Here is a 21,164-nt window from a genome sequence, read left to right on the forward strand (position 1 = left end):
GCCGCTCAGTCCGTGGGGGACAGTTCGCCGGAGCCGCGCGTGATCAGCCGCGTCGGCAGTTCGATCCGCTCCGGCGTCAGCAGTGTGCCGTCCAGCTGACGGAACAGCCGCTCGGCGGCCGTGCGGCCGAGCGTCGCCGCGTCCTGGGCCACGACCGTGACGCCGGGCTGCAGCAGGTCGGCGAGTTCGATGTCGTCGAAGCCCACGAAGGCGACCCGGCGGGTGTGTTCGGCGAGGACGCGGACCACGGTGACCGTAACCCGGTTGTTGCCCGCGAAGATCGCGGTCACGGGGGAGGGCCCGGTCAGCATCTCCTCCGCCGCCCGGCGTACCCGCTCCGGGTCGGTGATCCCGAGCGAGGTCCAGGCGTCCGCCACCTCTATGCCGGCGTCTTCCATGGCGGCCCGGTACCCGCGCAGCCGTTCGGCGGCCGTGTGGATGCGGGGCATGTCGCCGATGAAGCCGATCCGCCGGTGCCCGTGGGCGATCAGGTGGGCCACTCCGTCGCGGGCGCCGCCGAAGTTGTCGGACAGGACCACGTCGGCGTCGATCCGGCCCGCCGGACGGTCCACGAACACCGTGGCGACACCCGCCTTCAACTCGGGCTCCAGATAACGGTGGTCGTCACCGGCCGGAATGACCACGAGCCCGTCCACGCGCCGTGCGCACAGCGCCAGCACCAGTTCCTGCTCCCGCTCCGGGTCCTCCGCGCTGGAACCGTTGATGAGCAGGGACCCGTTGGCCCGGGCGACCTCCTCCACCGCGCGGCTGAGGGGGCCGTAGAACGGGTCGGCGAGGTCTTCCAGGACCAGGCCGATACTGGCCGTACGGCCCTTGCGCAGCACGCGCGCGCTGTCGTTGCGGCGGAAGCCGAGCGCGTCGATGGCCTCCCGGACCCGGTGTTCGGTCTCCGGGGTCACACCCGCCTCGCCGTTGACGACACGCGAGACCGTCTTGAGCCCCACACCGGCCCGAGCGGCCACGTCCTTCATGGTCGGGCGGTTGCCGTATCGCGTCGCGGTGAGGCGGTCTGCTCGGCTGTGGGTGTCGGGCACTATACGGCGTCCTGTCCTGTCGTCGACGGGGATGCGGCGGTCCATGATTTTGTATGAGGATGTGGCGTCGAGCATAGAGCCTGGACAACGTTGTCAGATGCGGGAGACACTGTCCATCGAAATCTGCAGGCCAGCGCCCCCACCGCGAGACCGGCCTGTCCATTCCTCAAGGTTGACGGGGAGAACTGACACTGATGCACACCGACCTCGTGGCTGCGCTCGACATCGGCGGCACCAAGATCGCCGGAGCGCTGGTGGACGGCCACGGCCGGATCCTGCTGCGCGCGCAGCGCGCCACTCCCGCGCAGGAGGACGGCGACAGCGTGATGCGCGCCGTCGAGGGAACGCTCGGCGAGCTCACCGACTCACCGTTGTGGGGACGCGCCACCGCCATCGGCATCGGCAGCGCGGGCCCGGTGGACGCCTCCACCGGCACCGTGAGCCCGGTGAACGTGCCGGGTTGGCGTGACTATCCGCTGGTCCACCGCGTCCAGGAGGCGGTCGGCGGGCTCCCCGTCGAGCTGATCGGCGACGGCGTGGCCATCACGGCGGCGGAGCACTGGCAGGGTGCCGCGCGCGGGCACGACAACGCGCTGTGCATGGTCGTCTCGACGGGCGTCGGGGGCGGCCTGGTCCTCAACGGCCAGCTGCACGCCGGGCCGACCGGCAACGCCGGCCACATCGGGCACATCAGCGTCGACCTGGACGGCGACCCGTGCCCGTGCGGTGGGCGCGGGTGTGTGGAGCGCATAGCCAGCGGGCCGAACATCGCCCGGCGCGCGCTGGAGAACGGCTGGCGGCCCGGCCCGGACGGCGACACCTCCGCCGCCGCGGTGGCCGACGCGGCCCGGGCGGGCGATCCGGTCGCCGTGGCCTCCTTCGCGCGGGCCGCCCGGGCGCTGGCCGCCGGGATCGCCGCCACCGCCACCCTCGTCGAGATCGACATCGCCGTCATCGGCGGCGGGGTGGGCAAGGCGGGCGACGTCCTCTTCGAGCCGCTGCGCAAGGCGTTGGGCGACTACGCGACCCTCTCCTTCGTCCGGCGTCTGACGATCGTACCCGCGCAGATGGGCACGGACGCCGGACTGGTCGGCGCGGCCGCGGCGGCGCTCGCGAGGCAGGCGGACACGGCCGCGGCGTTCTGAGCCGGGGCGGTACGAGGTGTCGGCGCTGTCGGCAGAAACGTTCACTTGGCGACCGGGTCCGGAGACGGACCGCGGACCCGGTCGCCGGGCGCTGTCAGCACTGAGCAGCGCGTCCGCCCTGTCCGTGTGGTCCGACCGATGCCGTCCCCGCCGTCGGTGACGACGAGTGTCGTCACGTTGCCCGTGCCGACGGACGGCGGGACGACCGCGTCCGCGTCCTCTTGTGGGCGTTGCGGCAGGACGTGTCGGACCGTGGTGGAAGACAGCCGTGCGAGGGGCGGCAGCGTGACTCATTCCGCCCGGTGACGTTGATCAGCGCATGAAGAAGCGCAGCATGCTCGCCATCGCCTCCCTTGCCACCGGCTTCGTCGTCGCCGCGGTCACGCCGTCGCACTCCCTGGACCTGGGCAAGGAGCTGAACCACATCAACGTCGACGACACCCTGAGCACCCTCGGTCACACCGTCTCCAGCGACAGCCTGGACGGCGTCGACGAGACCGCCCTCGGCCAGAACCGCTGACGGTTCCCGCCGTACGGACCACGACGCCGGAGCCCCCTCACATGGGGGCTCCGGCGTCGCGCTCATGTGCCCTCAACTGCGGCTGGTTTCCGTGGCAGGGTGGAACGGGCAAGCCTCAGGGGGCCAAACAGAAGAGGGGGAGTCCGTGATCGTCTGGATCAACGGCGCGTCCGGTGCGGGGAAGACCACCACCGCACGGGAACTGATCGAACTGATCCCGAACAGCGCGCTCTTCGACCCCGAGGACATCGGCGCGGCGGTCGTACGTCTGCTGCCGCCCAAGCACCTCGCCGAGGTCGGCGACCTGCAGGACCTGCCGATCTGGCGACGTCTGGTGATCGACACGGCGGCCGCGATGCTCGCCGAGCTCGGCGGCACCCTCGTGGTCCCCATGACCCTGCTGCGCCAGGAGTACCGCGACGAGATCTTCGGCGGCCTCGCCGCCCGCCGGATCAGTGTCCGGCATCTCCTCCTCGCTCCGGCGGAAACGATCCTGCGTGAACGAATAACCGGGCGGGAGACCCCGCCGATCCCGCCGCACGGCGGGACGGGACAGGAGCAGTGGGCGTACGGCCACATCGAGCCCTACCGGGCCGCCCTCGCCTCCTGGCTCACCGCCGACGCCCACCTGATCGACAACAGCGCGCTCACCCCGTACGAGACGGCCGCCCGCATCGCCCAGGCCCTCGGCGCCGGGACCGCGTCCGTGTGCGACATCGTGCAGACCCCCGAGCCGACGGCCGAGACCGTGGCTGCCGGGGTCCTCCTCTTCGACGAGCACGACCGCGTGCTGCTGGTCGATCCCACCTACAAGGCCGGCTGGGAGTTCCCCGGCGGTGTCGTCGAACCCGGCGAGGCGCCTGCCCGGGCGGGCGTGCGCGAGGTCGCCGAGGAGACCGGTGTCCGGCTGGACGACGTCCCCCGTCTCCTCGTCGTCGACTGGGAGCCGCCCGCGCCTCCCGGATACGGCGGACTGCGTCTCCTCTTCGACGGCGGCAGGCTCGACGCCGCTCGGGCGCAGTCGGTGCTGCTGCCCGGTCCCGAGCTGCGCGGCTGGTGTTTCGCCAGCGAGGAGGAGGCCGCGGAGCTGCTGCCGCCCGTGCGCTACGAGCGGCTTCGGTGGGCGCTGCGGGCCAGAGAGCGCGGGGCCGCGCTGTACCTGGAAGCCGGGGTTCCGACCGGCTGACGGCCCGGGTGAGGTCCCGTCGGCATGCGGTGCCGACGGGACCTTGTCGTGTTCGGGGCCATGTTCGGTCCGCCCTCCCCGGTCGGTCTGGCTTCCGGCTGCCGCTTCCGGACTCGCTGCTGGAGGGCCCAGGACAGGTGCGCGCCAGCGTGGCGGGTGACGCGGAGGGCCACTTGACGGCCTGTCACTTCTCGGAGGGGTCGAGCGCCGAGGCCCGCGGCGCGGGCATCGTGCTGGATCCGGCGCTGACTGTCCTGGGGGACAGCGCGTCGACGTCGTCGTGAGGGTACGGGGTGAGCCTGCTCTCCTGTTCCAGGCGCCGGTTGAAGTCCCCGACCACGACGGCGAGTCGGGCGTGCCGGGAGATGAGCGCGGCCGCGGCCCCGGGGATTCCCTCGGGGCGCATGCCGTCGGCGCACGCACGGATGAAGTCCTCACGTGCGTCCCGGCCGAGGCCGTACTGGTCGACGACCAGCCAGTGCACCAGGTAGGAGAGGGCGTAGGCGCGGTCGTAGCGACGGTGGTGGTCGTGGAAGTCGCGCTCCTGCGGCGTGAGGTGGAAGCGGTTCGAAGAGGTCAGTCCGAAATCGGTCAGGTAGAGGCGTCGTCCGTCTGTGAGGATGTTGCGGAAGTGGGCGTCGAAGTGGACGAGTTGCCGCTCCTGGAGGAAGCCGGTGACGGCTTCGAGGCCCTGCTCCACGAGGGCGCAGGCGGAGTCGGCTTCCTTTGTGCTCAGCTCGTCGGAGAACCAGTCGTGCAGGGTGTGCGGGAGGTACTCCAGGAACAGCGTCAGGCTCGCCGAGGCCGTGCTCAGGGCCTCGATGCGCTCGCGCCCGCCGCCCCAGTAGGCCACGGCCCGCTCCACATCGGTCAGTTGCTCGGGAAGCGGTCGCGGGGCGTGGGGCAGTACCCGCCAGTGGTGGAGCAGCGGGAAGCCCGGGAAGCGGCCGGAGCGTGCCCAGTTGGTCGTCATCTCGTGCGCGGCCAGCTCCCGCCAGGCGCCGAAGCCTGGGCTGCCGATCGCGCCGATGCCGTAGTGGCAGCGGGCCGGCAGGTCGAAGAGGTTCGCGGTGGAGCGGACGTTGTCGGGGTGGAGTTCGGTGTCGGTGAGCGGCACCTGCTTCACGAAGACCCGTACGCCGTCCACTTCCAGGAGGGTGGCCTGCCCGCCGATCCCGGTCCCGGCGGGGGTGCCGGACGCCACGAGGTCCGCGAGGCCGCGGTCGCTCAGGAGGGCCAGGGAGGTGGCGGTGTCGGCGTGGGTGGTGAGGCGCGCGGAGGAGACCATGGGCCCATGGTCGGCTCCCCGTGGCCGAAGCACGCGATGTTCGCGCCGATCGCCGCCAACCTGGCGAAAGAGCGAAGGGTTTGGGCCCGGTCGGCGTTGAACACCCCGGGTATCGCCTCCCGTCCAGCGGGGAGGCGGCCGCCGCGTCCCCGGTGAACAGCAGCCCGTGCTCGGGGAGATGGAGGCGATGATCCCCGGTGTGTGTCCGGGGACGTGGACGCCCCGCGCTCCGACGCCGAAGTCGAGCAGTTCGCCCTCGGACACCTCGGTGACCTGCGTCGGCCTTGCGAACCCGCCCCGCGGCAGATGGCGTAGGGCTTCCGCGTGCAGGGGCGCTCCCGGTCCGCGAACGCCGATGGCGGGCCCGGCACTTCGCCTCGAATCGCGGGCGTGTCCAGTCGGTGGGCCGGCACCTCGGCGCCGGTCCGCGCGGCCGACTCGCCCGCCCCGCCCACATGGTCCTCGTGGAAGTGGGTGAGCACGATTCGTCGCAGGCGTCCTGGCGAACGGGCGGCGACCGCCGCGGCGGAGCCCGCCGGACCTGCGTCGATCAGCGTCCACTCCTCGCCGTCGCGCCACAGGTGGGCCTGGCCGACCGGGAAGCGCAGGAGGTGGAGCTGCGGGAGAGTTCGATGACGTCCATGGGACGACCGTGGAAAGGCCCCCGTCCGTGGACGAGGGCCTTCTGTCGACGGCAGAGGCGTCGGCTCAGCCCGCCGCGTAGTTGCGCAGGAACAGGGCTTCCGTCACCGACAAACGCTCCAACTCCTGTGGGGAGACGCTCTCGTCCACGGCGTGGATGCGGGCCTCCGGCTCGCTCAGCCCGATGAGGAGGATCTCGGCGTGCGGGTAGAGGGCGGCGAGGGTGTTGCAGAGGGGGATCGAGCCGCCCTGGCCGGCGTACTGCATCTCCTGGCCCGGGTAGGCCACGGCCATCGCGTCGGCCATCGCCGCGTACGCCGGGCTGGTGGTGTCCGCGCTGAACGGCTGGCCCTGGCCGATCTGCTCGGTGCTGACCCGCGCACCCCACGGCGTGTGCGTCTCCAGGTGGGCCCGGAGCAGCCTGGTCGCCTCTTCCGCGTCGATGCCCGGCGGCACCCGCAGGCTGACCAGTGCGCGTGCGCTCGCCTGCACGGACGGGGTGGCGCCGACGACCGGCGGGCAGTCGATGCCGAGGACCGTGACGGCGGGGGTGGCCCAGATGCGGTCGGCGACCGTGCCGGAGCCGATCAGCTCGACGCCGTCCAACACCCTGGCGTCCGCCCGGAACTGCTCCTCGTCGTACTGGAGGCCGTCCCAGGCCGCTCCCGGGGTCAGCCCGTCGATCGTGGTCGAGCCGTCCTTCGCACGCAGCGAGTCCAGCAGGCGGATCAGCGCGGCCAGCGCGTCCGGGGCGGCGCCGCCGAACTGGCCGGAGTGGAGGTTGCCCTCCAGGGTGTCGACCTGGACGCGCATCATCGTCATGCCGCGCAGGGTCGCGGTGACCGTCGGCAGGCCGGTGCGGAAGTTGCCCGCGTCGCCGATGACGACGGTGTCCGCCTCCAGGAGCGCGGGATGCTGCTCGGCGTACCGTTCCAGACCGCCCGTGCCCTGCTCCTCCGAGCCCTCCGCGATGAACTTCACATGGACCGGAACCCCGCCGTTGGCCTTGAGGGCGCGCAGCGCGAGCAGGTGCATGATCACACCGCCCTTGCAGTCGGCGGCCCCGCGCCCGTACCAGCGCCCGTCGCGCTCGGTGAGTTCGAACGGCGGGGTCGTCCAGCCGGCCTCGTCCAGCGGCGGCTGCACGTCGTAGTGGGCGTAGAGCAGGACGGTCTTCGCGCCCTCCGGGCCGGGCAGGTAGCCGTACACCGACTGGGTGCCGTCCGGGGTGTCGAGCAGGTCCACGTCCTGGAATCCCTCGGCGGTGAGCGCGTCCGCGACCCAGCGGGCGGCGGCCTCGCTCTCGCTCCTCGGGAACTGGTCGAAGTCCGCCACCGACCTGAACGCCACCAGTTCGGTGAGCTCCGCCCGCGCTCTCGGCATCAGCGAGGCGACGGTCTCGGCGACCGGATTCGACGACATGGGCACGCTCCTTGTGGGTGCGACGTTGTACCTGTGAGTGCCGTAGATCCTCCCACAGTGGTCTGTGGGCGAGCCCGCCGTAGGATGCGGGAGACAGGTGCGGCAACGGCTTGATCGGGAGCAGCAGACCATCGTGAGCAGCGAGAACTCTTCGGCGGACGACGCCTCGGCGGACGACGTGCAGGACGACGCACAGCGGGTGTGGGACGTCGTCGTGGTGGGTGCGGGACCCGCGGGGGCTTCGGCCGCCTACGCGGCGGCGGTCGCGGGCCGGCGCGTGCTGTTGCTGGAGAAGGCGGAACTGCCGCGCTACAAGACATGCGGCGGCGGCATCATCGGCCCCTCGCGGGACTCGTTGCCGCCCGGCTTCGAACTGCCCTTCAGGGACCGTGTGCACGCGGTCACCTTCTCCAACAACGGCCGCTTCACCCGCACGCGGCGTTCCCGGCAGATGCTGTTCGGGCTGATCAACCGGCCCGAGTTCGACCAGCAGCTCGTCGAGCACGCGCAGAAGGCGGGCGCCGAGCTGCGCACCGGCGTCACCGTCCAGCGCGTCGAGCAGCACGGCTCGACGGTCCCGGACCGGCGCACGGTCGCGGTGGTCCTGCAGGGCGGCGAGACGCTGCTCGCGCGGGCCGTCGTGGGGGCCGACGGCAGCGCCAGCCGGATAGGCGCGCATGTCGGGGTGAAGCTCGACCAGGTCGACCTCGGCCTGGAGGCGGAGATCCCGGTGCCGGAGACCGTCGCCGAGGACTGGAAGGGGCGGGTCCTCATCGACTGGGGCCCGATGCCCGGCAGTTACGGCTGGGTCTTCCCCAAGGGGGACACCCTGACCGTGGGGGTGATCTCGGCGCGCGGTGAAGGTGCCGCCACCAAGCGGTACTTGGAGGACTTCATCGGGCGTCTCGGGCTGGCCGGTTTCGAACCGAGCATCTCCTCGGGCCACTTGACCCGCTGCCGCGCCGACGACTCCCCGCTCTCGCGCGGGCGGGTGCTGGTGTGCGGTGACGCGGCGGGGCTCCTTGAGCCGTGGACCCGCGAGGGCATCTCCTTCGCACTGCGCTCCGGGCGGCTCGCGGGGGAGTGGGCGGTACGGATCGCGGAGGCCCACGACGCGGTGGACACCCGGCGCCAGGCGCTGAACTACGCGTTCGCCATCAAAGCGGGCCTCGGTGTCGAGATGAGCGTCGGCAAGCGGATGCTGGCCGCTTTCGAGCGCCGTCCCGGTCTGTTCCACGCGGCGCTGACGGGCTTCAGGCCCGCGTGGAACGCGTTCAGGGAGATCACCCAGGGCTCGACCTCGCTCGGTGAGCTCGTCCGCGGCCGGCCGATGGTCCAGCGGGCCCTGGCCGCGCTGGACACCCGTCCCGAGCAGTCCGCGGGCGGCGAGCTCACTTCGTGAGCGTGATGCGGAAGACCGGGTGGTCGGGGGCGATGCGCAGCAGTTCGGCGTCGGGGGAGTCGGGACCGACGCCCTTGAAGAAGACGCCGACCTCGGCCTTCCAGCGCTTGAGGTAGGCGCGCAGGAGCGGGACCTTCTCCTCGCCGGTCACCTCGGTGGCGGTGAAGGACTCGGCCTTCTTGCCCAGGTGCAGCTCGCCGCCGCCGGCCGCGCGCATGTTGTGGGTCCACTGGACGTGGCCGCGCGGGGCGACCAGGTACTGCTCGCCGTCCACGGTCAGCAGGTTCACCGGGGTGGTGCGCCACTCACCGCTCTTGCGGCCGCGGACGGCCAGGATCCGTGAGCCCCAGACGCTGAGGCCACGACGGGTCATCCAGGCCACGCTGCGGTTGAGGATGTTGACCGTGAACCAGCCGGGCTTCTGGACGTGCGTGGACATGAGACCCCCAGGATGTGTGAGAGCGTGCTCTCTTTTGTGAGCACTGCTCTCTCCGTGTCCTCAGTCTGCACGAGTGGACGCCTCAGAACAAGTGCAGTGCTCTCGTTTGTGTGCACCGATCTGTCTTCGTGTGACACTGGTGGGTATGAGCAGCACACAAGGCGCCCGCGCCAGAGCCCGGATCGAGGTCACCGCAGCCATCAAGGACGAGGCGGGCAGACAGCTCGTGGCGGAGGGCGCCGCGAAGCTCTCCCTCAGGGCCGTGGCGCGTGAGCTGGGGATGGTCTCCTCGGCGCTGTACCGCTACTTCCCCAGCCGCGACGACCTCCTCACCGCGCTGATCATCGACGCGTACGACTCGCTGGGCGAGAGCGCCGAACACGCCCACGGGAGCGTCGCCGGGGAGGACCCGCTGGACCGCTGGGTCGTCACATGCGAGGCCGTACGCCGCTGGGCGCTCGAGCATCCGCACGAGTACGCCCTGATCTACGGCTCTCCCGTCCCCGGCTACACCGCCCCGCAGACCACCGTCCCGCCCGCCGCCCGTGTCGGCCTCGTCCTGATCGGCATCGTGCGCGACGCCCACCTGGGCCCGGGTCTCGCGGAACTGCCCGCGGTCCCCGAGGACCTCCGGGCGGAGTCCGCCCGCATGGCCGCCGACCTCGCCCCCGACCTGCCGCCCGAGGTGGCCGCGCCCCTTGTGGGGGCCTGGGCCCAGCTCTTCGGCCTGGTCGGCTTCGAGCTCTTCGGGCAGTTCAACCGGGTCGTGGAGGAGCGGGAGCCGTTCTTCCGGCACGCGGTGCGGCAACTGGGGCGGAGCGTGGGGCTGCGCCGGCGGTGACCGGCGTACTTCGCGGGGAGTACGCGTGATCGCCACGCCGGGGGGACGCCCTGGCCCGGCCGGGGCGTCTAGCGTGGCTGTCATGGACGGTGAGCAGCGCGTACGCGGGGCCGCACGCCCGCAGTGGTGGCGGCAGGGCCCGCCGTGGTGGACGCGCCCGGGCAACCAGGAGCGGGCGGCCCGGTGGCCGTGGGCGTCCACGCTGCTGCTCACGCTCTTCGTGCTGGGGGGCTCGAACTACGCGGCCCAGCAGCAGGCCGAGCGGGCCGCGCTCGATCCGTTCGCGCGGGCGCTGCTGGTGATCGGATCGGGACTGCTGCTGTGGCGGCACCGGCGGCCGGTGCTCGTCACCTTCGGTACGGCGGCTGCCGCGATGCTGTATCTCGGGGCCGGGTATCCCTATGGGCCCGTCTTCCTGACCGTCGCCCTCGCCTGTTTCAGCGCCGTTGTGGCCGGGCACCGCAAGGCCGCGTGGACCGCGCTCGGAATGCTCTGGGCCGGGCATGTCCTGGTGGCCCACTGGCTCTACCAGTGGCTGCCGCCATCCAGGGACCCGGCCGCTCCCTGGGGGCAGGAAGGCGTGATCGCCGCCTGGGTCGTCGCCATCGTCGCCTTGTCGGAGCTGGCCCGGACCCGGCGCGAGCAGTGGGCCCGGGAGCGCGCCGAACGGGCCCGGGCCGCACAGCGCCGCGCCGACGAGGAGCGGCTGCGGATCGCCCGCGAACTGCACGACGTGCTCGCCCACAGCATCTCCGTCATCAACGTCCAGGCCGGCGTCGGCCTAGCCCTCCTCGACACCGACCCCGAACAGGCCCGCACCGCGCTCACCACCATCAAGGCCGCCAGCAAGGAGGCGCTCGGCGAGGTGCGCCAGGTGCTCGACACCCTGCGCACCCCAGGTGACGCGCCGCGCGCCCCCGCGCCAGGTCTCGACCGGCTGCCCGAGCTGGTCGCCCAGGCGGCGGGCGCGGGCCTCACGGTCGAGGTGGAGGGAACGGCGCCGAAACTGCCGCCCGGCGCGGACCTCGCCGCCTTCCGGATCGTCCAGGAGGCGCTCACCAATGTCGTACGGCACTCCGGATCGCGGCACGCGCGCGTACGGCTCGAACACGGGGTCGGCGCGCTACGGCTCCGTATCGACGACGACGGACCGGGGACCGGCGCCGACGCGGGCGGCAGCGGCAACGGTCTGGCCGGAATGCGGGAGCGGGCCGCGGCACTCGGTGGCACGATCGAGGCGGGGCCGCGTCCTGACGGAGGGTTCCGGGTGCTCGCCGTACTGCCGCTCGATGTGAAGGCCCAGGAGGAGAACCGGTGATCCGCGTACTGCTCGCCGACGACCAGTCGCTCGTGCGCGCGGGCTTCCGCGCGCTGCTCGACGCGCAGCCGGACATCGAGGTGTCCGGGGAGGCCTCCGACGGTGAGGAAGCACTCGCCAAGGTGCGCGAACTGCGCCCGGACATCGTGCTGATGGACATCAGGATGCCCCTGCTCGACGGCCTCGCCGCGACCCGCCGCATCACCGAGGACGCCTCGCTGTGCGACGTGAGGGTGGTCATGCTCACCACCTTCGAACTCGACGAGTACGTCTTCGAGGCGATCCGTTCGGGCGCCTCCGGCTTTCTGGTCAAGGACACCGAACCGGAGGAACTCCTGCGCGCCGTAAGGGCGGTGGTCGACGGCGACGCGCTGCTCTCGCCGGGTGTGACCCGACGTCTCATCGCCGAGTTCGCGGCCCGCTCCAAGGAGCCCGCGGCCGATGGCGCCCTCGCCGAACTCACCGAGCGGGAACGGGAGGTGATGGCCCTGGTCGGCATCGGCCTGTCCAACGAGGAGATCGCCCGCCGCCTGGTCGTCAGCCCCCTCACCGCGAAGACCCACGTCAGTCGCACCATGGTGAAGCTGGGCGCCCGGGATCGCGCCCAACTCGTCGTACTGGCCTATGAGTCGGGGTTGGTGCGGCCGGGCTGGCTGGGCTGATCGCCGTCCTGCCGGAACCGCACCAGCACGCTGATCACCCGGGCGAGGAAGACCACGGGTGCGAGCGCGGTCCCGACGCGCAGCAGCAACGTCTCGACGGTGCCCGGCAGTTCGAACAGCAGCGCCGGCCCTGCCACGGCTCCGAAGATCACCGCTGCCGCGAACAACGCACTGCACAGCGCATACCCGATCTCGACGGTGACGGCATCCCGCTCGGCCTGGTCACGCCGTCCCCCGTGAGTCTCCATCCCCGAAGTCTCACAGCCGGGCGCCCGGCGGAGCAAGCATGCTCGGCCGGGCACCCGGTGCCGGAGGCGCCCCTCAGGGGCCTGCCCGGCGGATCATGCCGACATCGTCACGGGCTCCCCCCAGAGCGGGTGACCCCAGGGGTGTTGTCGCCGGTTGCCGACTCCTCCACGCTCGAGCGATCTCGCGCGGGAGGGGCCCCATCGCGTCGCCGCTCCGGCCTCATCCGCCGGGCAGGCCCTAGTCGCGTACGGTGACGCGCTCCGCCTCCTGCACGGTGGACTTGGCGACCACGACGGTCTGCTGCGGGCCACGCGGGGTGCGCAGTCCCGTGAGGGTGATCAGCAAGCCGGCCGCGGCGACGGCCGTGACCACGGCCAGGCCGGGGCGGTAGCTGTCGAGGACGGCCTGCGGGGTGGCGTTCTCGGGAGCGCCCGCGGTCACCACCGCGGTCACGATCGCCAGGAAGATCGCACCGCCGACCTGTACCGAGGTGTTGAGCAGACCGGAGACCATGCCCTGCTCGTGGTCCTCGACGCCGTTGGTGGCCTGGATGTTGAGCGACGGGAACACCAGCGCGCAGGCGGCGCCGATGAGCAGCATCGACGGCAGGATCGCGGCGGCGTACACGGGGTCGAGGTCGACACCCAGGAACAGTGCGTACCCGACGACCATCAGTGCGAAGCCCGCCGGGATCAGCCGCTGGGTGCCGAACCGGTCGACGATCGAGCCGACCTTCGTCGAGGACACCGCCACCAGCGCGCCCGCGGGCAGGAAGGCGAGCGCGGTGTGCAGCGCAGACCAGCCGAGCAGCGTCTGCATGTAAAGGGTCACGAGGAACTGGAAGCCCACATAGGAGCCGAAGAAGGCCATGGCGCCCAGCTGGGCGCGGATCTGGGTGCCCGAGCGCAGCACGCCGAGCCGGATCAGCGGGCCCGGGGAACGTCGTTCGACCAGGACGAACACCGTCAGCAGCACGGCCACGGCGAGGAAGGACAGCAGTGTGCGGGCGGAGGCCCAGCCGGACTGCGGAGCCTGTACGACGGTGAAGACCAGCAGCAGCATCGAGGCGGTGCCGAGGACGGCGCCGGGGATGTCGTACCCGTTGTGGTCCTTCTCGCGGGGACTGCGCGGCAGCAGCTTCAGGCCCGCGATCAGGGCGATGAGGGCGATGGGCGCGGGCAGCAGCATGGTCAGGCGCCAACTGGCCTCGGTGAGCAGGCCGGAGAGCACCAGGCCCATGGAGAATCCGGTGGCGGCGCAGGTGGTGTAGATGGAGAGCGCGCGGTTGCGCAACGGGCCCTGTGGGAACGTCGTGGTGATGATGGACAGGCCCGCCGGTGCGGTGAAGGCGGCGCTCAGACCCTTGATGAAGCGGCTGGCGATCAGCAGCGGGCCCGAGTCGACGAGGCCGCCCAGCAGCGAGGCCACCGCGAAGACGCCCAGGGCCACCAGGAAGACCTGGCGTCGGCCCAGCAGGTCGGCGGCTCGGCCGCCCAGGAGCAGGAGGCCGCCGTAGCCGAGGATGTAACCGCTGACGATCCATTGCAGCGTGGAGGTGGAAAGGCCCAGGTCGGCGCCGATGGACGGCAGGGCGACGCCGACCATCGACACGTCCAGCGCGTCCAGGAACATCGCGGCGCACAGCACCAGGAGGGTGCCCCAGAGTCGAGGTGTCCAGCGGACCGCCGAGGACGCGGCCGCCGGGGTGGTGAGCGGAGAGGTCATGACCCAGAACACTACATGCGCATGCATCGAATGCAAGCGCATTTAATTCCGATGCAATAATCCACCTTCTCTGCTACGGTGCCGCGCATGGTGGCGAAGAAGCCCGAGCAGGCACTCGCGGAGCAGTGGCGGGACATCCTGGCGCTGCACGCGCGCACGCAATGCGAACTGGACCGCGCCCTGAACCAACACGGCCTGTGCGCAAGCGACTTCGAGGTCCTGGACGTCCTCGCCCACGACGGCTGCGACTACCGCGTCCAGGAGATCTCCGAGCGGGTCCATCTGAGCCAGAGCGCGCTGTCCCGGCTGATCGCCCGCCTGGAGAAGGACGGACTCGTCGCGCGCGGGATGTGCGCGGAGGACCGGCGGGGCGTCCGGGTGTCACTCACGTCCAAAGGACGCGCGCTGCACGGCGACGCCCTGCCGGTGCAACGCGCGGTCCTGACAAGGATGTTGGAACCGTCCTAGGCCTGTCGGCCCCGCGAACCCAGATCACGACCCCACACAGGCCCTAGCCCACGGCGGACTTCTCCCGCCACAGCTCGGCGACCGACACGTCCCCGGTCACCTGCGGGAACGGCAGCCGGTTCCACAGCGCCGCGTACAGCCGCGCGGCAGGCCCGGACACCTCGCAGTCGACGTTCCCCGCATCGCCGTACTCGGCCGCGGGCGGCTCCTCGGTCAGCCGTACGGTCCACACGGCGCCGGCCGTGTCGGTCGCCCGCACCCGCAGGACCCGGGGCTCGGTGCTGCGGACCCGGCTCTTCGCGCGGGCGTGGAAGCCGCGCAGCAACTCGTCGATGCCGTCGGCCGCGAAGTCCCGTCCGGTCTCCGTCGGGGTGCCGCCGCGCGCCGCCTCCGCGTCGAAGCGGTGCACGGAAGTCTCGTGCGCCTGCCGCCTGGCCCAGAACGCGAGCGGCGACGGTGCGGGCAGGAAGCTCCAGCACCGCACGTCGGGCGCGGCGGAGCCGAGCGTGTCGACCAGGCGGCGGTGGCCGGTGCGGAACCAGGACAGCAACTCATCGCCGTCGAGGGCGGGTTCGTCTCCGAACGGGCGGAAGGCGGCGTGTTCCTCGGCGACGAACGTCGTCGCCCAGCGATGTACCGCCCCCGTGTGCCGCAGCAGGTCCCGCACCTGCCAGGCCGGACAGGTCGGCACCTTGGCGTCGGTACCGGCCTGCTCGGCGGCGGACGCGAGCAACAGGCCTTCCTGCTCCAGGATCTCGATGAACTCGGCTGTCTCCATGGGGCGAGTGTGCCCGACGCCGGCTTCTCGGCGCACGGACGGCGGGGGAGCGCAGTGCGTCCGGTGCCGTCTGCGATCGCAGCCTTCATCGCGTTCGGGTCGGGCGTGGTGACCGTCGGCTGCCGCATCAGGCGCCCCTCGGAGCCATTGGTGCTCCTGTCCCTCGGACGCATGCGCCCTATTGGATTTATATGACAGGGCGGGACTACGGTTTCACCATGTCGAAGATCCTCTTTGTGATGACCGGTGCCGACCACTGGACCCTGGCCGACGGTACCCAGCACCCCACCGGATTCTGGGCCGAGGAGGCCGTCGCCCCCTATGAGGCCTTCAAGGCCGCCGGACACGAGATCGTCGTGGCCACCCCGGGCGGTGTCGTGCCGACCGTGGACAAGGGCAGCCTCGCTGCCGAACTCAACGGCGGGCAGGAGAACGCCGACCGGATCGCCGGGGTGCTCGCGGCGGCCTCCGAACTCCAGCAGCCGGTACGGCTGGAGGACGTGCCCCTCGACGACTACGCGGCCGTGTTCTACCCCGGCGGTCACGGCCCGATGGAGGACCTCGCGGTCAACGCCGACTCCGGGCAGTTGCTCACCCGTGCCCTGGAGAGCGGCAAGCCCCTCGGCGTCGTCTGCCACGCCCCGGCCGCTCTGCTCGCCGCCACCAAGGCCGACGGGTCCAACGTGTTCGCCGGGCGCCGCGTGGCCGCCTTCACCAACACCGAGGAGACCCAGGCGGGCTTCGCCGACAAGGCCAAGTGGCTGCTGCAGGACCGGCTCACCGAGGCCGGCGTGCAGGTCGACGAGGCCGAGCCGTGGGCCCCGCACGTGATCGTCGACGGAAACCTGGTGACCGGGCAGAACCCGGCGTCCTCCGCGCCGCTCGCCGTCGAACTGCTCAAGAAGCTGGGCTGAGCCGGGGGAGAGGCGGGCCGCCCTGCTGCGGCCGGCCTCTCCACGGGCGGCCGACATCGACCGGCCCCTGGCCGAGAGGCGGGCGCCAAGCCTCTGAGGCTGCTCAAGTCCGTTGGCAGGCACGGCACATGACCGTCACGATGACCCGTATGTCGAGACTCACGGGACTGAACAAGAAGCACAACTTCGTGCTGCTCGTCCGGGACGCGGACGTGGTCGGAGCCGCCCTGCGGCAGGCGCTGACCGAGGCCCCGCCCGCGGAGCGTCCGGGGCTGGAACGTGCCGTCGCGCTCGTCGAGTCCACCGCCGCCGCCACCGAGACCCGGCTGCGCGCCCGCTGGGTCCGCTCCCGGCTGGCCGGCGTCGGGTTCACGGGCGACATCACCTCGGTCGCGGCGGTACGGGCACTGCGCCGGGCGGAGCCGAAACTGAGCCTGCTGGCGGCCGTGCAGTTGCAGAAGGAAGCGGTGGCCCACCCCGAGTGATCGGGCGGGACCTCATGCTGCTCGGGGTGGGCGGAGACCGGGCCGGGCGCGATCACGGGGTGGCCGTGATGCCCTGGGCGCTCTTGGCGGCCACGGCCGCTCCCTCGGGCCAGTTCTCCAGCAGGCGCTCGTCGGCACCGGCGCGCTCGGTCAGTGCGACATGGGCGCCCGGCATCCTGCCGTAGGCGCCGATCCAGTCACGGAACTTGTCCCGGGCCGTCGCCTCCCGGGACCACCAGCCCTGCATGACAGGCCGGCCGGTGGCAGACACCGTCAGGTGGAAGCGCTGCGGATCAGGCGCGGTGTCGGTCATGTGAGCCTGATCCCGCGCGCTCTGTGGGGCTCGCGGGCGATGTGCCCGAGTGCCTCGATCCGCCCCAGGTGGTAGTGCACGGACGAACGACTGCGCATGCCTACCTGTGCGCCGATCTCCCGCACGGTGGGGGCCTCGCCGCGTTCGGCGATCGACTCGCGGATGCAGCGCAGGATCTGCTCCTGGGTGCTGGTGAGGTAGTCGACCCGGTGGTTCGCCATATCCGGATTAGATCGCGTGTTCGATTTACGGGGCAAGTCGACATGCGCCACATCCGCCCCACCCGTGTGACGGCCCGGTGGCGGCTCCCGGAGTCAGTCCGCTGTCGAGCGCCGGGTCAGCAGTGCGATGGCCGCGGCGGTGGCCGCCAGTGCCGCGACACTGGTGAGGGCGGCGGAGAGCGAGAACCAGTCGGCCATGAAGCCGATCGCCGGCGGGCCGAGCAGCATGCCGCCGTAGCCGAGGGTGGAGGCGACGGCGACCCCGTCGGGTCCGGCCAGCCTGCCCGCGCGCTCGACGGCGATGGGGAAGAGGTTGGCGAGACCGAGTCCGGTGATCATGAAGCCGATGAGCGTCGCCCATACGGAGGGGGCGAGAGCGCCGAGCAGCATGCCGAGCGCGGCAGTGGTGCCGCCGCCCACGAGCGTGCGGGTCTGGCCGAGTCGTTCGAGCAGCCTGGTGCCGGTCAGCCGGCCGATCGTCATGGCGAGCGCGAAGCAGGAGTAGCCGGCCGCCGCGACACCGGGCGTGGCGTCGAGGTCGTGCTCCAGATGCAGGGCGCTCCAGTCGGCCAGGGCGCCCTCGCCGTAGGCCGTGCACAGGGCGATCAGGCCGAAGGTGATGACCAGACCCCGGGTGCGGGTGCCCGGGCGGCGGGGTGCGGATTTCTGCTGGGGTGGGTGGTCCGAGGCGGGTGGGGGCTGCGTATGAGGCGTGTGTTCCGAGGGGGTTGGGGGGCGGATGTGCAGCAGGGTTCGGCCCGCGAGAGCGGTGACGAGCAGGCCGATCGCGGTGAGGCCGAGCAGGTGCCGGGTGGGGGAGAGGTTTTCGGCGACGAGTCCACCGAGCCCGGCGCCGATCATGCCGCCGAGGCTGAACGCGGCGTGGAAGCTGGGCATGATGGGCCGCCGTAGGACGCCCACGAGATCGACCGCGGCACTGTTGAACGCGACGTTGAGGCTGCCGTAGGCCGCACCGAAGACCAGCAGTACGGCGCCGAGTGCCGCCGCGGAATGGGTGAGCGGCGGCAGCGCGACGCTGAGGGAGAGCAGTGCGGCGCAGACGACGGTGACCCGGTGGGTGCCGTAGCGGCGGCACAGGCGTCCCGTGAGCATCATGGTGATCACGGCGCCGGCCGAGACACCGAGAAGGGCCAGGCCGAGGGCGCTGGCGGAAGCGCCGGTCTGTTCCTTGATCGCGGGGATGCGGACGACCCAGCCGGCGAAGATGAATCCGTCCATGGCGAAGAAGACGGTGAGTGCGACACGGAGCCGGGTCAGGTCGCTGCGTTTTCCCGGCGCGGCATGGCGCGTTCGCGCTTTGTTTATCTGCGGCACAAAGTCAGCGTAGGTGGGTGCTCGGTTGTCGGCAAGGGTGTTCGGTTGAGCGACGATCGGCGTTCGGCGGTCGGGTGCCGACTCTCGTGCCGTGACGGATGCGTCGCGGTGAGGAGCCCGTTCGTCACGTCCGGCGGCCCTGTCGTGTCCCGCTGTGCTCGGGCGTGGGCGGCGTGCCGGCCCAGCGGTGCAGGGCGGCTTCGAGGCCGGTGACGGCGGCGGGGCCCGCGGTGTCGGCGGCCCAGGCCACCACTCCGTCGGGGCGTACCAGCACCCCCGTGGGCGTCGCACGGTCGTGGTTCGCGTCCTGCAGGCCATGGACGACACATACGTCACGCACGCCGGTCACGCGCCCGGCCCAGGCCGCGGCGACGTGGGTGAGCGTGCCGTCCGGAGAGCGGTCGAGCAGCAGGAAGCCGCCGTCGTGGCCGTGGTCGACCAGGCGGGAACCATCGCTGAGCCACAGATCGGGGGCGAACCGGCCGACCAGCGGATGGTCGCCGGGCAGGTCGACGCGCTGGGTGACTCCGGAGATCTTCTTGACCGCGTACGTCGTGCCGTCCCGGGTGCTCAGCAGATCGGCGACGATCTGTCGCAGCGCGGCCGACTTGGCGTCCCCGCGCAGCACCCCGATCTGGGCCCGCGTCCAGTCCAGCACCCAGGCGCCGACAGGGCGGCGCTCGGCGTCGTAGGTGTCGAGAAGCGCTTCGGGAGCCCACCCGGCGAGCACGGCGCCGAGCTTCCAGCCGAGGTTCGTCGCGTCGCCGACCCCGAGATTGAGTCCCTGGCCGCCGAACGGCGGGTGCACATGCGCGGCGTCGCCGGCCAGCAGCACCCGTCCCGACCGGTAGGTCGCGGCCTGGCGGGTGTTGTCGGTCCAGCGGGTCGCGGTGGCGCGCAGTGCGGTCAGTGTGACCTCGGTTCCCGACACCCGGCGCAGACTGTTCTGCACGTCTTCGAGGGTGACCGGTGCCGAGCGGTCGGTGGGCGGGCTGTGGAACTCCAGGGTCGCCACGCGTCCGGGCTGCGGTCCGTGGCGGTACACGCCCTGGGGCGACCACGTCCAACCGTCGGCGAGCATCGAAGGGTCGGCGATGTCGACGACCGCCTGACAGCCGGTGAGTTCGGGGTCCGTGCCGGGAAAGGCGATGCCCGCCAGGCGGCGCACGGCGCTGTGCCCGCCGTCGCACCCGACCAGCCACCGGGTGCGCACCGTACCGGTGGTGGTGCCGACGAGCACGTCCTCTCCGGTGTCGTCGAGTGCGGTGACCTCCACTCCGCGATGTACCTGGACACCGAGTCGCGTGACATGGTCGGTCAGCAAGGCCTCCAGCCGGGGCTGGGGGACCATGCGTGCTCCGTCGGCGGCGGTGTGCGCGGCGAGGTCGGGGTCGGACCAGTCCACGAGATCGGGGTCGAGGACCATACCCGCGAAGTGCCCGGTGAACCGGGACTCGGGCGGTCGCCGGTCGGCACCGGGAGGTCCGTCGTCGGCGCCGGGTGCCCAGTTCGCGGCCAGGCCGGCGAACGACCCCGTTCGCTCCATCGTCTCTCGATGCACCTTTTCGGCGGCGGGCAGCAAGCCCCGGCGGTCCAGCGCCTCGGCTGTCGGCACGTTGATCGACTGCGCCTTCATCGACCCGTCCGGCTCGGCGCGTCGCTCGAGTATCCGCACCGACGCCCCGGCGAGCGCCAGCTCCGCGGCGAGCGTGAGGCCCACCGGTCCGGCGCCGACCACGGTCACGTCCACGGCCATTTCCACGTCCAGGCTCTGGTTCCGGCTCTGGTTCGGGCTCGAGGTCTGGTTCCGGCGCGTCGGATGGTTCCTGTTCACTGTCACGAACGATGTTCTACAAACGAACAGTGTTCGTGTCAAGTTATGATGGCCCGGTGAACCCGAGAGAGCGACGCGCGGCGCGTCACCAGCCGCAGAATCCCGGGGCGGAAGCAGCCTCCAGGCCCCGCCGCCGCACGGTCCCGATCACCGTGGAACAGGTCGTCGAGACCGCGCTGGGCATCATCGCCACCGAGGGGTACGAGGCACTGACCATGCGGCGACTGGCCGGCGCGCTCGACACCGGACCCGCCTCGCTCTACGCCCATGTGGTCAACAAGGCCGACCTCGACGAGCTGCTCATCGGGCGGCTGTGCGCCGAGCTCGTCCTGCCGGAGCCCGACCCCGCCGCTTGGCGGGAGCAGGTGCGCGGCGTGTGTGCCCAGATGCGCGACCAGTACCTGAAATACCCCGGAATCTCCCGCGCCGCGCTCGCCATGACCCCCACCGACCTCGAGATCGTCCGCGTCGGCGAGGGGATGCTCGCGATCCTGCTCGCAGGTGGCGCGGCCCCGCAGGCCGCCGCGTGGACCATCGACGCCCTCCTGCTGTACGTCGCCGCCTACTGCCTCGAGGTGTCGGTCGCGCGTCAGCGATCCGTGCACGATGACGCCGCGTGGGTGGTCGACCGCGACGAACTGCTGCGCCGGTTCGCGGCCCTGCCTTCGGAGGCCTTTCCTCACACCACCCGCCATGCCGCGGAACTCACCGCCGGCGAGGGCCACGACCGGTTCGACTTCACCCTCACCTTGATGATCGAAGGCCTTGCCCACCGTCAACCGGGATGACCCGCAGGTTCGTTCGTCCTCGCCCGGAGGGGGTGGAGTAATGGGGGGGGGAGGGCCGGTGAGCTCGCAGTCGTGAAGGTCGGCCGTCGACCTGGAAAGCCGGATCTCCTCGGAGCCGTCCCCGCCTCGCCCGC

At 71.7% G+C, this 21,164-nt stretch carries 22 protein-coding genes and 2 pseudogenes; 12 read left to right on the forward strand and 12 right to left on the reverse strand.

The genetic code is table 11. The features are described from left to right. Positions 1-5: 5 nt before the first annotated feature. On the reverse strand, positions 6-1,055 hold the full coding sequence (locus ACFYRX_RS19520) for a LacI family DNA-binding transcriptional regulator (protein WP_389101654.1): 1,050 nt from the start codon (positions 1,053-1,055) through the stop codon (positions 6-8). Positions 1,056-1,249: 194 nt separating this feature from the next. Between ACFYRX_RS19520 and ACFYRX_RS19525 the strand changes: the two genes are divergently transcribed. The 4 genes and pseudogenes from ACFYRX_RS19525 to ACFYRX_RS19540 all read left to right on the forward strand — a co-directional run. Further along, positions 1,250-2,200 (forward strand): ROK family protein, encoded by a 951-nt coding sequence (locus ACFYRX_RS19525; protein WP_389101149.1) that lies wholly within the window; start codon positions 1,250-1,252, stop codon positions 2,198-2,200. 319 nt (positions 2,201-2,519) lie between these two features. Beyond that, the gene (locus ACFYRX_RS19530; protein ID WP_389101151.1) at positions 2,520-2,720 is read left to right on the forward strand and encodes a hypothetical protein; all 201 of its coding nucleotides are present in this window, start codon (positions 2,520-2,522) and stop codon (positions 2,718-2,720) included. A gap of 145 nt (positions 2,721-2,865) precedes the next feature. Then, positions 2,866-3,906: an NUDIX domain-containing protein gene (locus tag ACFYRX_RS19535; protein WP_389101153.1), complete on the forward strand. Its 1,041-nt coding sequence runs from the start codon at positions 2,866-2,868 to the stop codon at positions 3,904-3,906. A 72-nt stretch (positions 3,907-3,978) separates the two neighbouring features. Further along, positions 3,979-4,190, forward strand: a pseudogene (locus ACFYRX_RS19540) (dipeptide/oligopeptide/nickel ABC transporter ATP-binding protein); the annotation flags it as partial. On the opposite strand, the gene ACFYRX_RS19545 reads toward ACFYRX_RS19540, so the two are convergent. The 3 genes and pseudogenes from ACFYRX_RS19545 to ACFYRX_RS19555 form a co-directional block, all read right to left on the reverse strand. Then, positions 4,091-5,194, reverse strand: coding sequence for a protein kinase family protein (locus tag ACFYRX_RS19545; protein ID WP_389101154.1), 1,104 nt, complete (start codon positions 5,192-5,194; stop codon positions 4,091-4,093). The pseudogene ACFYRX_RS19540 and the gene ACFYRX_RS19545 overlap by 100 nt on opposite strands. Beyond that, positions 5,134-5,837 (reverse strand): annotated as a pseudogene (locus ACFYRX_RS19550) (MBL fold metallo-hydrolase). The gene ACFYRX_RS19545 and the pseudogene ACFYRX_RS19550 overlap by 61 nt, the downstream one beginning before the upstream one ends. A gap of 65 nt (positions 5,838-5,902) precedes the next feature. After that, positions 5,903-7,258, reverse strand: a complete 1,356-nt coding sequence (locus ACFYRX_RS19555; protein ID WP_389101156.1) for a dipeptidase — start codon at positions 7,256-7,258, stop codon at positions 5,903-5,905. 133 nt (positions 7,259-7,391) lie between these two features. On the opposite strand from ACFYRX_RS19555, the gene ACFYRX_RS19560 reads away from it, so the two are divergent. After that, positions 7,392-8,660: a geranylgeranyl reductase family protein gene (locus ACFYRX_RS19560; RefSeq protein ID WP_389101158.1), complete on the forward strand. Its 1,269-nt coding sequence runs from the start codon at positions 7,392-7,394 to the stop codon at positions 8,658-8,660. Here the strand turns inward: ACFYRX_RS19560 and ACFYRX_RS19565 are convergent. Beyond that, the gene (locus ACFYRX_RS19565; protein WP_389101160.1) at positions 8,650-9,099 is read right to left on the reverse strand and encodes a nitroreductase family deazaflavin-dependent oxidoreductase; all 450 of its coding nucleotides are present in this window, start codon (positions 9,097-9,099) and stop codon (positions 8,650-8,652) included. The two genes, ACFYRX_RS19560 and ACFYRX_RS19565, sit on opposite strands and share 11 nt — an antisense overlap. Before the next feature lie 145 nt (positions 9,100-9,244). Here ACFYRX_RS19565 and ACFYRX_RS19570 point away from each other — a divergent pair, with 145 nt between their 5' ends. From ACFYRX_RS19570 to ACFYRX_RS19580, 3 genes are all read left to right on the forward strand, one after another. After that, positions 9,245-9,940, forward strand: a complete 696-nt coding sequence (locus ACFYRX_RS19570; RefSeq protein ID WP_389101162.1) for a TetR/AcrR family transcriptional regulator — start codon at positions 9,245-9,247, stop codon at positions 9,938-9,940. Between the two features lie 82 nt (positions 9,941-10,022). After that, the gene (locus ACFYRX_RS19575; protein WP_389101164.1) at positions 10,023-11,258 is read left to right on the forward strand and encodes a sensor histidine kinase; all 1,236 of its coding nucleotides are present in this window, start codon (positions 10,023-10,025) and stop codon (positions 11,256-11,258) included. Continuing rightward, positions 11,255-11,920, forward strand: coding sequence for a response regulator (locus ACFYRX_RS19580; protein WP_389101166.1), 666 nt, complete (start codon positions 11,255-11,257; stop codon positions 11,918-11,920). Before ACFYRX_RS19575 ends, ACFYRX_RS19580 begins: the two co-directional genes overlap by 4 nt. Here the strand turns inward: ACFYRX_RS19580 and ACFYRX_RS19585 are convergent. Both ACFYRX_RS19585 and ACFYRX_RS19590 read right to left on the reverse strand, forming a co-directional pair. After that, the gene (locus tag ACFYRX_RS19585; RefSeq protein ID WP_389101168.1) at positions 11,881-12,168 is read right to left on the reverse strand and encodes a DUF6332 family protein; all 288 of its coding nucleotides are present in this window, start codon (positions 12,166-12,168) and stop codon (positions 11,881-11,883) included. The genes ACFYRX_RS19580 and ACFYRX_RS19585 overlap by 40 nt on opposite strands. Positions 12,169-12,406: 238 nt before the next feature. After that, on the reverse strand, positions 12,407-13,894 hold the full coding sequence (locus ACFYRX_RS19590; RefSeq protein WP_389101170.1) for an MFS transporter: 1,488 nt from the start codon (positions 13,892-13,894) through the stop codon (positions 12,407-12,409). A gap of 87 nt (positions 13,895-13,981) precedes the next feature. Here ACFYRX_RS19590 and ACFYRX_RS19595 point away from each other — a divergent pair, with 87 nt between their 5' ends. Continuing rightward, a complete protein-coding gene (locus ACFYRX_RS19595; RefSeq protein WP_389101172.1) occupies positions 13,982-14,362 on the forward strand; it encodes a MarR family winged helix-turn-helix transcriptional regulator in 381 nt (126 codons plus the stop codon). Between the two features lie 43 nt (positions 14,363-14,405). Here the strand turns inward: ACFYRX_RS19595 and ACFYRX_RS19600 are convergent, their stop codons facing one another. After that, a complete protein-coding gene (locus ACFYRX_RS19600) occupies positions 14,406-15,140 on the reverse strand; it encodes a maleylpyruvate isomerase family mycothiol-dependent enzyme (RefSeq protein ID WP_389101174.1) in 735 nt (244 codons plus the stop codon). 218 nt (positions 15,141-15,358) lie between these two features. On the opposite strand from ACFYRX_RS19600, the gene ACFYRX_RS19605 reads away from it, so the two are divergent. Next, positions 15,359-16,054: a type 1 glutamine amidotransferase domain-containing protein gene (locus tag ACFYRX_RS19605; RefSeq protein WP_389101176.1), complete on the forward strand. Its 696-nt coding sequence runs from the start codon at positions 15,359-15,361 to the stop codon at positions 16,052-16,054. Positions 16,055-16,203: 149 nt separating this feature from the next. Next, the gene (locus tag ACFYRX_RS19610; RefSeq protein ID WP_389101177.1) at positions 16,204-16,539 is read left to right on the forward strand and encodes a hypothetical protein; all 336 of its coding nucleotides are present in this window, start codon (positions 16,204-16,206) and stop codon (positions 16,537-16,539) included. 52 nt (positions 16,540-16,591) lie between these two features. Here the strand turns inward: ACFYRX_RS19610 and ACFYRX_RS19615 are convergent, their stop codons facing one another. The 4 genes from ACFYRX_RS19615 to ACFYRX_RS19630 all read right to left on the reverse strand — a co-directional run bounded on the left by ACFYRX_RS19615 (position 16,592) and on the right by ACFYRX_RS19630 (position 20,164). Further along, positions 16,592-16,852 (reverse strand): hypothetical protein, encoded by a 261-nt coding sequence (locus tag ACFYRX_RS19615; RefSeq protein WP_389101179.1) that lies wholly within the window; start codon positions 16,850-16,852, stop codon positions 16,592-16,594. Then, positions 16,849-17,073 (reverse strand): LexA family protein, encoded by a 225-nt coding sequence (locus tag ACFYRX_RS19620; protein WP_389101181.1) that lies wholly within the window; start codon positions 17,071-17,073, stop codon positions 16,849-16,851. Before ACFYRX_RS19620 ends, ACFYRX_RS19615 begins: the two co-directional genes overlap by 4 nt. Before the next feature lie 93 nt (positions 17,074-17,166). Beyond that, complete coding sequence (locus ACFYRX_RS19625) at positions 17,167-18,312, reverse strand: MFS transporter (RefSeq protein WP_389101656.1); 1,146 nt, start codon at positions 18,310-18,312, stop codon at positions 17,167-17,169. Positions 18,313-18,532: 220 nt separating this feature from the next. Beyond that, positions 18,533-20,164, reverse strand: a complete 1,632-nt coding sequence (locus ACFYRX_RS19630) for an FAD-dependent oxidoreductase (RefSeq protein ID WP_389101657.1) — start codon at positions 20,162-20,164, stop codon at positions 18,533-18,535. A gap of 134 nt (positions 20,165-20,298) precedes the next feature. Here ACFYRX_RS19630 and ACFYRX_RS19635 point away from each other — a divergent pair, with 134 nt between their 5' ends. Next, the gene (locus ACFYRX_RS19635; protein WP_389101183.1) at positions 20,299-21,030 is read left to right on the forward strand and encodes a TetR/AcrR family transcriptional regulator; all 732 of its coding nucleotides are present in this window, start codon (positions 20,299-20,301) and stop codon (positions 21,028-21,030) included. Positions 21,031-21,164 lie beyond the last annotated feature (134 nt).

Origin of the sequence: Streptomyces sp. NPDC005374 (genome assembly GCF_042872225.1) — a bacterium.
Lineage (GTDB): Bacteria > Actinomycetota > Actinomycetes > Streptomycetales > Streptomycetaceae > Streptomyces.